Annotated in this window: 12 protein-coding genes; 8 read left to right on the forward strand and 4 right to left on the reverse strand. The window is 58.8% G+C overall.

Annotated elements, in window-relative coordinates; translation table 11 throughout:
* Window positions 1-36: 36 nt before the first annotated feature.
* Window positions 37-1392, reverse strand: coding sequence for a two-component system sensor histidine kinase EnvZ (gene envZ / locus KHQ26_RS06315; protein ID WP_002920333.1), 1356 nt, complete (start codon window positions 1390-1392; stop codon window positions 37-39).
* On the reverse strand, window positions 1389-2108 hold the full coding sequence (ompR, locus tag KHQ26_RS06320; protein ID WP_001157751.1) for a two-component system response regulator OmpR: 720 nt from the start codon (window positions 2106-2108) through the stop codon (window positions 1389-1391). The genes envZ and ompR overlap by 4 nt, the downstream gene beginning before the upstream one ends.
* Before the next feature lie 227 nt (window positions 2109-2335).
* On the opposite strand from ompR, the gene greB reads away from it, so the two are divergent.
* The 5 genes from greB (at window position 2336) to feoC (ending at window position 8476) form a co-directional block, all read left to right on the forward strand.
* Window positions 2336-2809: a transcription elongation factor GreB gene (greB, locus tag KHQ26_RS06325; protein ID WP_002920503.1), complete on the forward strand. Its 474-nt coding sequence runs from the start codon at window positions 2336-2338 to the stop codon at window positions 2807-2809.
* A 100-nt stretch (window positions 2810-2909) separates the two neighbouring features.
* A complete protein-coding gene (locus KHQ26_RS06330) occupies window positions 2910-5240 on the forward strand; it encodes a Tex family protein (protein WP_004150056.1) in 2331 nt (776 codons plus the stop codon).
* 412 nt (window positions 5241-5652) lie between these two features.
* Window positions 5653-5880: a ferrous iron transporter A gene (gene feoA, locus KHQ26_RS06335; protein ID WP_002920506.1), complete on the forward strand. Its 228-nt coding sequence runs from the start codon at window positions 5653-5655 to the stop codon at window positions 5878-5880.
* A gap of 28 nt (window positions 5881-5908) precedes the next feature.
* Window positions 5909-8227, forward strand: coding sequence for a Fe(2+) transporter permease subunit FeoB (feoB, locus tag KHQ26_RS06340; protein ID WP_020804866.1), 2319 nt, complete (start codon window positions 5909-5911; stop codon window positions 8225-8227).
* A 9-nt stretch (window positions 8228-8236) separates the two neighbouring features.
* Window positions 8237-8476 carry a [Fe-S]-dependent transcriptional repressor FeoC gene (gene feoC / locus KHQ26_RS06345; protein WP_002920509.1) on the forward strand — a complete coding sequence of 80 codons (240 nt, stop codon included), beginning with the start codon at window positions 8237-8239 and terminating at the stop codon, window positions 8474-8476.
* An 88-nt stretch (window positions 8477-8564) separates the two neighbouring features.
* Here the strand turns inward: feoC and KHQ26_RS06350 are convergent, their stop codons facing one another.
* Both KHQ26_RS06350 and bioH read right to left on the reverse strand, forming a co-directional pair.
* A complete protein-coding gene (locus KHQ26_RS06350) occupies window positions 8565-8834 on the reverse strand; it encodes a YdgH/BhsA/McbA-like domain containing protein (RefSeq protein WP_002920510.1) in 270 nt (89 codons plus the stop codon).
* Window positions 8835-8954: 120 nt separating this feature from the next.
* The gene (bioH, locus tag KHQ26_RS06355; RefSeq protein WP_004181461.1) at window positions 8955-9728 is read right to left on the reverse strand and encodes a pimeloyl-ACP methyl ester esterase BioH; all 774 of its coding nucleotides are present in this window, start codon (window positions 9726-9728) and stop codon (window positions 8955-8957) included.
* 38 nt (window positions 9729-9766) lie between these two features.
* Here bioH and gntX point away from each other — a divergent pair, with 38 nt between their 5' ends.
* The 3 genes from gntX to gntT all read left to right on the forward strand — a co-directional run bounded on the left by gntX (window position 9767) and on the right by gntT (window position 12728).
* Entirely contained in the window at window positions 9767-10441 is a 675-nt protein-coding gene (gene gntX / locus KHQ26_RS06360) for a DNA utilization protein GntX (protein ID WP_004160062.1), read from the forward strand.
* 58 nt (window positions 10442-10499) lie between these two features.
* A complete protein-coding gene (gene nfuA / locus KHQ26_RS06365) occupies window positions 10500-11075 on the forward strand; it encodes a Fe-S biogenesis protein NfuA (RefSeq protein WP_002920540.1) in 576 nt (191 codons plus the stop codon).
* A 336-nt stretch (window positions 11076-11411) separates the two neighbouring features.
* The gene (gene gntT, locus KHQ26_RS06370; RefSeq protein ID WP_002920542.1) at window positions 11412-12728 is read left to right on the forward strand and encodes a gluconate transporter; all 1317 of its coding nucleotides are present in this window, start codon (window positions 11412-11414) and stop codon (window positions 12726-12728) included.
* Window positions 12729-12828 lie beyond the last annotated feature (100 nt).

Raw genomic sequence — 12828 nt, forward strand, 5'->3', positions numbered from 1 at the left:
TTGTGCAACATCCTGAGCAGCTAACCGCGGGCGCGATCAGCTCTCCCTGGCGGGTTTCATCGGCGCCAGCATCCGGTGCACCGGCAGCCAGGCGCGGATCAGTAACCCGCCGCGTTCGCTGGAGCCAATCTCCAGCCGGCCGTTGTGATTGTCGATAATACGCTGAACAATCGCCAACCCCAGCCCGGTGCCGCTGGTGCTGCGGGCGCTGTCGCCGCGTACAAACGGCTGAAACAGGTGCTCCCGCTGCTCAGGTTTAATCCCCGGTCCATCATCTTCTACCTGGAACCAGGCCCGGCTCGCTTCGCTGCCGCTGCTGACCTTGATCCAGCCATTGCCATAGCGGGCCGCGTTGACCACCATATTCGCCAGCGCGCGCTTGATAGACAGCGGGTGCATACGTACCGGAATCTCGCCGGCCTGCAGGGCGGTGGCGATTTCCCGCTCATAGCCACTCTCCGCAGCGATCACTTCCCCCAGCACCGCATTCAGATCCGCCAGCTCCATCGGCATCTCCTGCCCGGTGCGCAGATAGTCGATAAACTGCTCGATGATGGCGTTGCACTCTTCAATATCTTTGTTGATCGACTCCGCGAGATAGCCGTCCTGCTCGCCCATCATCTCGGTGGCCAGACGAATGCGGGTCAGCGGGGTTCGTAAATCATGACTGACCCCGGCCATCAGCAGCGTACGGTCATCAGCCAGCTGCTTCACGCCCGCCGCCATATGGTTAAAGGCGCGCGTCACCGAACGCACTTCGGAGGCGCCATACTCGCGCAGCGGCGGCGGAATAATGCCGCGCCCGACCTGCAGCGCCGCGTGCTCCAGATCCACCAACGGGCGGTTCTGAATACGAATAAACAGCCAGGCGCCGCCTATCGCCAGCAGCATGATCGCCAGGGTATAGCGGAACAGCGGCGAGAAGTCGCCCTGATGGATCTCGGTCAGCGGCACCCGCACCCAGATATTGGGCGACAGCCAGGTCTTCAGCCACACCACAGGGGAGCTTTTATTGACCTCTACCCGCACCTCTGTGGGGCCACCAAGCTGATGGGCCATCTGCTGACTTAAGAATTCATAATGCTGCGCCCAGCGCAGGCCTGCGTCTTCCGCCGCTTCATTGGAATAGAGCGAAATCCCCAGCTCGCGATAAATTTCACGACGAAACGCCGGGGGCACCACCAGCTGGGTGCCATCCTCCAGCTGCAGTTTGTCGGTCATCAGCATACGCACTTCGTAGGCTAACACTTTATTAAACTGCTGGAGACTCGGCAGGATCGCGAAATTCAGTACCACCAGATAGGTCGTCACCAGGCTGACGAACAGCAAGGTGACGATCAGGAGCAGTGTGCGAGCAAAGGAGCTGCGCGGCGAAAAGCGCACGCGTTTCATGCCTTAGAACCGTCCGGGACGAAGACGTAGCCCAGACCCCAGACGGTCTGGATGTAGCGCGGATGCGCCGGGTCCTCTTCCACCATGCGGCGCAGGCGGGAGATCTGTACGTCGATGGAGCGCTCCATCGCAGAGTATTCGCGGCCGCGGGCGAGGTTCATCAGCTTATCGCGCGACAGCGGCTCACGGGGATGGCTCACCAGCGCCTTCAGGACCGCGAATTCGCCGCTGGTCAACGGCATCGGCTCGTCTTCACGGAACATCTCGCGGGTGCCTAAATTCAGTTTGAATTTACCAAAGGCGATAACCGCCTCTTCCTGCGACGGCGCGCCCGGCAGCTCGTTCGCCTGGCGGCGCAGCACCGCCCGGATGCGGGCCAGCAGTTCGCGCGGGTTAAACGGCTTCGGAATATAGTCGTCAGCACCGATCTCCAGACCCACGATCCGATCGACCTCTTCGCCTTTCGCCGTCACCATAATGATCGGCATCGGGTTACTCTGGCTGCGCAGACGACGGCAGATAGATAGACCATCTTCGCCCGGCAGCATCAGATCCAGCACCATCAGGTGGAAGGATTCACGGGTTAACAGACGATCCATCTGTTCGGCGTTCGCCACGCTACGAACCTGGAAGCCCTGCTCGGTCAGATAACGCTCGAGCAGCGCACGCAGGCGCATGTCGTCATCCACAACCAGAATCTTATAATTCTCTTGCATTGTTTGTACTCCCAAAGGTTCACTGCAATAGTCAGTGCGTATTCTCAAAAAAGCCCGGCGCGCTCACCAGCTAAATCTGGTATATATTCCAGGCTAAATTGTTACAAAGCATATTTAACAGCAGGTTAAGTATACATTTAATCATAAGACACAGTATTTATCCTGTCGGTATTATTACGCGCTACAAATTGTGCGCAACGACAGACAGTCAGAAGGTTGAACTCACGATGAAAACGCCGCTGATCACCCGCGAGGGATATGAAAAACTGAAGCAGGAGATGGACTACCTGTGGCGCCAGGAGCGTCCGGAAGTGACCAAAAAGGTGACCTGGGCCGCCAGCCTCGGCGACCGCAGCGAGAACGCGGACTACCAGTACAACAAAAAGCGCCTGCGGGAGATCGATCGCCGGGTCCGCTATCTGACCAAATGTCTGGAACAGTTGAAAATCGTCGATTACTCGCCGCAACAGGAAGGTAAAGTCTTCTTCGGCGCCTGGGTAGAGATTGAAAACGATGAAGGCGATATCAAGCGCTTTCGCATCGTCGGTTACGATGAAATTTTTGGCCGCAAAGACTATATCTCCATCGACTCGCCGATGGCGCGCGCACTGTTAAAAAAAGAGGTTGGCGATCTGGCCATCGTCAACACGCCGGCGGGCGAAGCCAGCTGGTATGTCAACGAGATCGAATACGTTAAATAGACAAGAACTTTCCGAGAGACGCCCGGCGCGGCTGGTATTTTTAGCCGTCAGTCCGTATAACTAGTCCCTGTTTTTTGACCCTAAAGATGAATTAAAAGCCATGATGAATGATTCGCTCTGCCGCATTATTGCGGGTGAACTTCAGGCCAGAGCCGAACAGGTAGAAGCTGCCGTTCGCCTGCTTGATGAAGGGAACACCGTGCCGTTTATTGCACGTTATCGTAAAGAAGTCACCGGCGGTCTGGATGACACGCAGCTGCGTAATCTGGAAACTCGCCTCGGCTATCTGCGCGAACTCGAAGACCGTCGTCAGGCGATCCTCAAATCCATCGCTGAACAGGGCAAACTGACCGACGCGCTGGAAAAAGCCATCAACACCACGCTCAGCAAAACCGAACTGGAAGATCTCTACCTGCCCTACAAGCCGAAGCGCCGTACACGCGGGCAGATCGCTATCGAAGCCGGGCTCGAACCGCTGGCTGACCTGCTGTGGAACGAACCGGCCCACGATCCGGAAGCGGAGGCCGCAAAATATATTGATGCCGATAAGGGCGTAGCCGACAGCAAAGCGGCCCTGGACGGCGCGCGCTATATTCTGATGGAGCGGTTTGCCGAAGACGCCGCGCTGCTGGCGAAGGTCCGTGACTATCTGTGGAAAAACGCCCACCTGGTCTCCACCGTCGTCAGCGGTAAAGAAGAGGAAGGCGCTAAATTCCGCGACTACTTCGATCACCATGAACCGATCGCCACCGTGCCGTCGCATCGCGCGCTGGCGATGTTCCGCGGTCGCAACGAAGGCGTCCTGCAGCTCTCTTTAAACGCTGACCCGCAGTTTGACGAGCCGCCGAAAGAGAGCCACGGCGAGCAAATTATTATCGACCACCTGGGCCTGCGCCTGAATAACGCCCCGGCGGACAGCTGGCGTAAAGGCGTCGTCAGCTGGACCTGGCGGATCAAAGTCCTGATGCATCTCGAAACCGAGCTGATGGGCACCGTGCGCGAACGCGCGGAGGACGAGGCAATCAACGTCTTCGCCCGCAACCTGCACGATCTGCTGATGGCCGCGCCCGCCGGGCTGCGCGCCACCATGGGACTCGATCCGGGCCTGCGCACCGGGGTGAAAGTGGCCGTCGTCGACGCCACCGGTAAACTGGTCGCTACCGATACCATCTATCCCCACACCGGCCAGGCCGCCAAAGCGGCCGTCGCCGTCGCCGCGCTGTGTGAGAAGTACAACGTTGAGCTGGTGGCCATCGGCAACGGTACCGCCTCGCGTGAAACCGAGCGTTTCTTCCTCGACGTGCAGAAACAGTTCCCGAAGGTCACCGCCCAGAAGGTGATCGTCAGCGAAGCCGGGGCTTCCGTTTACTCCGCCTCCGAGCTGGCGGCGCAGGAGTTTCCGGACCTCGACGTGTCGCTGCGCGGCGCGGTCTCCATCGCCCGCCGTCTGCAGGATCCCCTGGCCGAGCTGGTGAAAATCGACCCGAAATCCATTGGCGTCGGCCAGTATCAGCACGACGTCAGCCAGACCCAGCTGGCGCGTAAGCTGGACGCGGTGGTGGAAGACTGTGTGAACGCCGTCGGCGTTGACCTGAACACCGCCTCCGTTCCGCTGCTGACCCGCGTCGCCGGCCTGACCCGCATGATGGCGCAGAACATCGTCGCCTGGCGCGACGAGAATGGTCAGTTCCAGAACCGCCAGCAGCTGCTGAAAGTCAGCCGTCTGGGGCCGAAAGCCTTTGAACAGTGCGCGGGCTTCCTGCGTATCAACCACGGCGACAACCCGCTGGATGCCTCCACCGTTCACCCGGAAGCTTACCCGGTGGTCGAACGTATTCTGGCCGCCACCCAGCAGGCGCTAAAAGATCTGATGGGCAATAGCAGTGCGCTGCGCCACCTGAAGGCAGTGGACTTCACCGATGAGAAGTTTGGCGTCCCGACGGTCACCGACATTATCAAAGAGCTGGAAAAACCGGGCCGCGATCCGCGTCCGGAGTTTAAGACCGCGAAGTTCGCCGATGGTGTGGAGACCATGAATGACCTGCTGCCGGGAATGATTCTGGAAGGTGCCGTCACCAACGTCACCAACTTCGGCGCGTTTGTTGATATCGGCGTTCATCAGGACGGACTGGTACACATTTCGTCGCTTTCTGACCGGTTTGTTGAGGATCCGCACACCGTGGTGAAAGCGGGCGACATCGTCAAGGTCAAAGTGATGGAAGTCGATCTGCCGCGTAAGCGTATCGCCCTGACCATGCGTCTCGACGAGCAGCCGGGCGACAGCAACGCCCGCCGCGGCGGTGGTCAGGAGCGCCCGCAGGGAAATCGCCCGGCTGCGAAAGCCGCCAAACCCCGCGGTCGCGAGGCGCAGCCTGCCGGCAACAGCGCGATGATGGATGCCCTCGCCGCAGCGATGGGTAAAAAACGCTAAACTCTCCCTGCCCCTTTTTCAGGGGCAGTTTTTTTTCATGACCAGGCCATCGCCATCACGCGCAAAACAGGTTCAGTTGTTTCTGATAACCTGCTTTTATTCCATGCCTGAAAGGCAGCGAAATTAATATTTTCATTTCGTTAACTTCAGAAACCTTAATTAAACATTAGATCGTCGAAATAATATTTCGCGCATTTTTGATTACAGGCTGACTTTGCGGCATATCAATAAAAAGGTGATTTTCACTTTAAAAATAGCCTGCAGCGCATCATATGTATTGATGATAAAAACCATTCTCATTATCATCGATTACAGAACGTTTTTTCTTTTTTCGTTGGCTACGGTCCCCGGCGCAACTGCCTCCAGGCGTCCGGAAAATTCTTCTTCGGTTAGCGATAGACAAGTAGGCCCTATGCAATTCACACCTGATAGTGCGTGGAAAATTACCGGTTTTTCTCGCGATATTAGCCCAGCATACCGTCAGAAACTGCTCTCCCTCGGCATGCTGCCCGGTTCCTCTTTTCATGTGGTTCGCGTGGCGCCGCTCGGCGATCCTGTTCATATTGAAACCCGACGCGTCAGTCTGGTATTACGCAAAAAAGATCTCGCCTTAATCGAACTGGAAGCGGTTGCACAATAACGGCTGGCCCGGCACAAGAGTCTGAAATATGCAAAAATTAACCGTTGGTTTAATTGGTAATCCTAATTCCGGCAAGACCACCTTATTTAATCAGCTGACCGGCGCTCGCCAGCGCGTGGGCAACTGGGCTGGGGTGACCGTTGAGCGTAAAGAGGGGATTTTCGCCACCACTGACCACCAGGTCACGCTGGTCGACCTCCCGGGAACCTACTCCCTGACCACCATCTCCTCGCAGACCTCGCTGGACGAGCAGATTGCCTGCCACTACATCCTGAGCGGCGACGCCGACATGCTGATTAACGTGGTCGATGCCTCCAACCTCGAGCGCAACCTCTATCTGACGCTGCAGCTGCTCGAGCTGGGGATCCCCTGCGTCGTCGCGCTGAACATGCTGGATATCGCCGAAAAGCAGCAGGTGCGGATCGATATCGACGCCCTCGCCGCCCGTCTCGGTTGCCCGGTCATTCCGCTGGTATCGACTCGCGGACGGGGGATCGAAGCGCTGAAGATCGCCCTCGACCGTCATCAGGCGAACAGCGATCTTGCGCTGGTCCACTATCCGCAGCCGCTGCTGCGCGAAGCTGACCTGCTGGCGCAGCAGATGTCAGCGCAGATCCCGCCCCGGCAGCGGCGCTGGCTGGGTCTGCAGATGCTGGAGGGCGATATCTACAGCCGGGCCTATGCCGGCGACGCCGCCGATAAACTGGATATCGCCCTGGCGAATCTCAGCGACGAGATCGACGACCCGGCGCTGCACATCGCTGACGCGCGCTATCAGACCATCGCCGCCATTTGCGACGCCGTCAGCAATACCCTGACCGCCGAACCAAGCCGCTTCACCGCCGCGATGGACAAAGTGATCCTCAACCGCTTCCTCGGGTTGCCGATTTTTCTCTTTGTCATGTACTTGATGTTCCTGCTGGCGATCAACATCGGCGGCGCGCTGCAGCCGATTTTCGATGCCGGCTCGGTCGCGATCTTTGTGCATGGCATTCAATGGCTGGGTTACACCCTGCACTTCCCGGACTGGCTGACCGTGTTCCTCGCCCAGGGGATCGGCGGGGGTATCAACACCGTGCTGCCGCTGGTGCCGCAGATCGGCATGATGTATCTGTTTCTCTCCTTCCTTGAGGACTCCGGCTACATGGCGCGCGCCGCCTTTGTGATGGATCGCCTGATGCAAGCCCTCGGCCTGCCGGGGAAATCCTTCGTCCCGCTGATTGTCGGTTTTGGCTGCAACGTGCCGTCGGTGATGGGCGCCCGTACCCTTGACGCGCCGCGCGAGCGTCTGATGACCATTATGATGGCGCCGTTTATGTCCTGCGGCGCGCGGCTGGCGATCTTCGCCGTCTTCGCGGCCGCCTTCTTTGGGCAGAACGGCGCGCTGGCGGTCTTCTCGCTCTATGTGCTGGGCATTGTGATGGCCATCCTCACCGGCCTGATGCTGAAGCACACCATTATGCGCGGCGAAGCCTCGCCGTTCGTGATGGAGCTGCCGGTGTACCACGTCCCGCATATCAAGAGCCTGATTATCCAGACCTGGCAGCGCCTGAAAGGCTTTGTGCTGCGCGCCGGGAAGGTGATCGTCATCGTCAGCATCTTCCTCAGCGCGCTGAACAGCTTCTCACTGAGCGGTAAGGTCGTCGACAACATCAACGACTCCGCGCTGGCCTCGGTGAGCCGGGTCATTACGCCGGTGTTTAAACCGATCGGCGTGCATGAAGATAACTGGCAGGCCACCGTCGGCCTGTTTACCGGCGCGATGGCGAAAGAGGTGGTAGTGGGTACGCTGAACACCCTCTATACCGCCGAAGATATCCAGAATGAGGAATTCAATCCGCAGACCTTCAGTCTCGGCGAAGAACTGCTCGCCGCCGTCGATGAGACATGGCAGGGACTGAAAGACACCTTCAGCCTCAGCGTCCTGGCCAACCCCATCGAAGCCAGCAAAGGCGATGGCGAAATGGCCACCGGCGCCATGGGGGTGATGGGCAGTAAATTTGGCAGCGCGGCGGCGGCATACAGCTACCTGATCTTCGTCCTGCTCTATATTCCCTGCATCTCGGTGATGGGCGCCATCGCCCGCGAATCAAGCCGCGGCTGGATGACCTTCTCCATCCTGTGGGGGCTGAATATCGCCTATTCGCTCTCGACGCTCTATTACCAGACCGTTAGCTTTAGCGATCACCCGCGCTACAGTCTGGTATGTATCCTGGCGGTAGTGTTGTTCAACGTGGTGCTCTTCGGCCTGTTGCGCCGGGCGCGCAGCCGGGTGGACGTCTCGCTGCTGGCCACGCGAAAAACGCCGGCCTCCTGCTGTTCCAGCCCGGCTGGCGATTGCCACTAAGGAGGGACTGTGGCGTCGTTAATGGAAGTCCGCGATATGCTGGCCCTGCAGGGCCGCATGGAGGCGAAACAGCTCAGTGCTCGCCTGCAGACGCCTCAGCCGCTGATTGACGCCATGCTTGAGCGAATGGAAGCCATGGGTAAGGTGGTCCGGATCAGCGAAACGAGCGAGGGCTGCCTCTCCGGCAGCTGTAAAAGTTGCCCTGAAGGGAAAGCGGCGTGCCGGCAGGAGTGGTGGGCGCTGCGATGAAAGGAGTCAGGCCTGGTCGCGCAACGAGGTAAAACGAGTAAGACAGCTATGAAAAACGGGCCAGCAGGCCCGTTTTCTTATGACTGGATTATTTATAAACGTCAGCGTTCGCGTGTACGGTTTTTTCGTTTTTCTGCCCGGCAATCACCACAAAGTATTTCCCACCCAGCTCATCGGCTTTTTTCGACAGATCGCGGCGGGCATCCATCGGCGACGTCGTCCTGGAGGTCGTAATGCTACCGACCTTGGTCAGATTCATCTTCGCCACGTCTTCTTTTTGGATCTCTTTCGCGGCGAATGCGCCGAAAGAGAGGGTGCCTATCACCAGAGATGCAACCATTCCTGTAACAAGTTTCATAGCCTCTACTCTCCATAAGGTTGTTATTGTAGGTCACGGTGGCGGATTGAAATAATCAACCACCGTAACAACCTAAGTATTGCTAGGAATGGCCCTTTTACCATGGCGCGGCAAAAAAAATTACCCCAGCCGCCTCTTCAGCGCCAGCAGCGGCTCGCAGAAGGCCGCGGGATGGGAAACAAACGGCGCATGCGCGGCCTTATCGAAGAGGATTGACTCGCTTTCCGGCCACAGGTCATCCAGCAACGGGACGATCTTGCGCGGCACCAGTCCATCCAGCCGGCCATACAGCCGCAGAAACGGCATCGGCAGCCTGACCAGCGCCTGACGCAGATCGACGGTTCTGAGGATCTCCAGTCCGCCATTCAGCGCCTCGGCGGAAGGCATCGGCAGCGAGAGCACCGCCTGCTTTAACGCCCGCGCATCCTGACGCGCGCTCTCTGTGCCCATGGTTTGCAGGGCGAGGAATCGCTCGACGGTGCGCTGGAAATCGTCGCTCAGCTGCTGCTGAAATCCGGCCAGCACCTCGGGCTTGATGCCGGGCCAGTCGTCACGAGCCGCGAAACAGGGGGAAGAGGCAACCGTCACCAGCGCCTGCACGCGTTCCGGACGCATAATCGCGACCTGGCTGGCCACCAGCCCGCCCAGGCTCCAGCCCAGCCACACCGCCTGTGGAGGGGCCTGCTCCAGCACCCGCTGCGCCATCGCCTCCAGCGACATCGCCCCAAACCCGCCGCTGCGGCCATAGCCCGGCAGATCCACCAGGTGGAGGGTAAAATGCGAAGCCAGCTGCGGCGTGATGCAATCCCATACCTGAGCGTTCAGCCCCCAGCCGTGCAGCAGCACAAGATGACAATCTCCTTCGCCGATTGTTTGCCACCAGATGTCGTTCATCCGTTACCGTTCTCTTTTTACTGGACAGAAGGCCAAATATGCTAACAGCACACAGCTTATGCTGGCTATGCCAAATGCCGCTGGCAGTCGCCCGCTGGGGGATCTGCTCCCGCTGCAGCCGCGCCCTGCTCGCCTGTCCCCCGCTCTGCCCGCAGTGCGGCCTGCCGGCGGCGGCATCCCGTCACCCCTGCGGCCGCTGCCTGCAAAAGCCGCCTCCCTGGCATCGGCTGGTGGCGGTCAATGACTATCGCCCGCCGCTGAGCGGTCTGGTGCAGCAGCTGAAGTTTCACCATCGCCCGGAGCTGGGGGCCGCCCTCGCGCGTCTGCTGCTGCAGCGCCTTCTGCAGCGTGACGATTTGCCGCCAGTAGACGCTCTGGTCGGCGTGCCGCTATGGCATCGCCGTCGCTGGCGCCGGGGTTATAATCAGTGCGACGAACTGTGCCGACCGTTAGCCCGCTGGCGAGGATGCGTCTGGCATCGCGAAGGCCTGACTCGCCAGCGAGCCGGCGCCGTCCAACATTCGCTCAATGCCCGCCAGCGCAGGCAGAACCTGAAAAATGCCTTTCAGCTTGAATTTGCCGTGCAGGGACTCCATATCGCTCTGGTGGATGATGTCGTCACGACCGGCAGCACCGTCGCCGAGATATCCCGCCTGCTTTTGCGAAACGGCGCCGCGACGGTTCAGGTATGGTGTTTGTGCCGTACCTTGTAGACCCCCGCTGATGGGCGTATTATAACCCAGTAAAATAGTCAACTATTAGGCCAACGCTATGATCCGTATTTCCGATGCTGCACAAGCGCACTTTGCCAAACTGCTGGCAAATCAGGAAGAAGGGACGCAAATTCGCGTATTTGTGATTAATCCCGGCACCCCAAACGCTGAGTGCGGCGTATCCTACTGCCCACCGGATGCGGTGGAAGACACCGACACGGCGCTGAAATTTGAACAGCTGACCGCCTATGTCGATGAGCTCAGCGCGCCCTATCTGGAAGACGCTGAAATTGATTTCGTCACTGACCAGCTCGGCTCGCAGCTGACGCTGAAAGCGCCGAACGCCAAAATGCGCAAAGTCTCTGACGATGCCCCGCTGATGGAGCGCGTCGAGTACCTGCTGCAGTCGCAGATTAACCCGCAGCTGGCGGGCCACGGCGGCCGCGTATCGCTGATGGAGATCACCGACGACGGTCTGGCTATCCTGCAGTTCGGCGGCGGATGCAACGGCTGCTCGATGGTCGACGTGACCCTGAAAGAAGGTATTGAAAAACAGCTGCTGAACGAGTTTCCGGAGCTGAAAGGGGTTCGCGATCTGACCGAGCATCAGCGCGGCGAGCACTCCTACTACTAAGCCCTTCCTCCGGCGGCACCCTGCCGCCGGTCCTCCCTGGCCCTTTCTGTGTTACCGCGCAACATCTCCCGCTAAATGACCGGCAAAAACCGGGGAAAGAGTATGACTTAAGTCTCATATTTAACATTTTCCCCCGTCAGGTGATTCTCAACCCTCACATGTTACCCGTATCATCCATTTCAGGCGCCACCGGCAAAAAAATAGCCAGCTATCCTTTCTCTGGGTAAGGATAATGCAAGCGTTTACGGCGCCAGACTATTTTGCTCCCTGACGGAGCGGATGCTCTACAGGTTCGAACTTTGACGTTACCCATAACAAATTAAGGCCAGGTAAATCATGCCATTAGTCATCGTTGCTATCGGGGTTGCCCTGTTGTTGCTGTTAATGATCCGTTTCAAAATGAACGGCTTCATTGCGCTGGTTCTGGTGGCGCTCGCCGTCGGATTAATGCAGGGTATGCCACTGGATAAAGTGATCGTCTCCATCAAAAACGGCGTTGGCGGCACCCTTGGCAGCCTCGCGCTGATCATGGGCTTCGGCGCTATGCTCGGTAAGCTGCTGGCAGACTGCGGCGGCGCCCAGCGTATCGCCACCACGCTTATCAATAAGTTCGGTAAGAAGCATATTCAGTGGGCGGTGGTCCTGACCGGCTTCACCGTTGGCTTCGCCCTGTTCTATGAAGTGGGCTTCGTGCTGATGCTGCCGCTGGTGTTCACCATCGCCGCCTCGGCCCGTATTCCGTTGCTGTACGTCGGCGTACCGATGGCAGCCGCGCTCTCCGTCACCCACGGCTTCCTGCCGCCGCATCCGGGTCCGACCGCGATCGCCACCATCTTCCATGCCGATATGGGCAAAACGCTGCTCTACGGCACCATTCTGGCTATCCCGACGGTTATCCTGGCGGGACCGGTGTTTGCGCGCTTCCTGAAAGGGATAGATAAGCCGATCCCGGAAGGCCTGCATAACCCGAAAGTGTTCACTGAAGAAGAGATGCCAGGCTTTGGCGTCAGCGTCTGGACCTCGCTGGTTCCGGTGATCCTGATGGCGATGCGCGCCGTGGCTGAGATGATCCTGCCGAAAGGCCACGCCTTCCTGCCAATTGCCGAGTTCTTCGGCGACCCGGTGATGGCCACCCTGATTGCGGTACTGATTGCCCTGTTCACCTTCGGTTTGAACCGCGGCCGCTCCATGGAGCAGATCAACGATACCCTGACCTCTTCGATTAAAATCATCGCCATGATGCTGTTGATCATCGGCGGCGGCGGCGCCTTCAAGCAGGTGCTGGTGGATAGCGGCATGGATAAATACATCGCCTCTATCATGCACGAATCGAACATGTCTCCGCTGTTTATGGCGTGGTCTATCGCCGCGGTGCTGCGTATCGCGCTGGGTTCGGCGACCGTGGCCGCCATCACCGCGGGCGGGATCGCCGCGCCGCTGATCGCCACCACCGGCGTCAGCCCGGAGCTGATGGTTATCGCCGTTGGCTCCGGCAGCGTTATCTTCTCCCATGTTAACGATCCGGGCTTCTGGCTGTTCAAAGAGTACTTTAACCTGACCATCGGCGAGACCATCAAGTCCTGGTCGGTGCTGGAAACCATTATCTCAGTCTGCGGCCTGGTGGGCTGTCTGCTGCTGGGGATGGTGGTGTAAGGTCACTCCCGCCACAGAAAAAGGCCGGTCCGCGTGAAGCGGGCCGGCCTTTTTTATCGGACATGCTCTTCGCCGCGCAGAGGAGCGCGCGGCAGGAAGT

This window comes from Klebsiella sp. 10 (assembly GCF_018223925.1).
GTDB lineage: Bacteria > Pseudomonadota > Gammaproteobacteria > Enterobacterales > Enterobacteriaceae > Klebsiella > Klebsiella pneumoniae.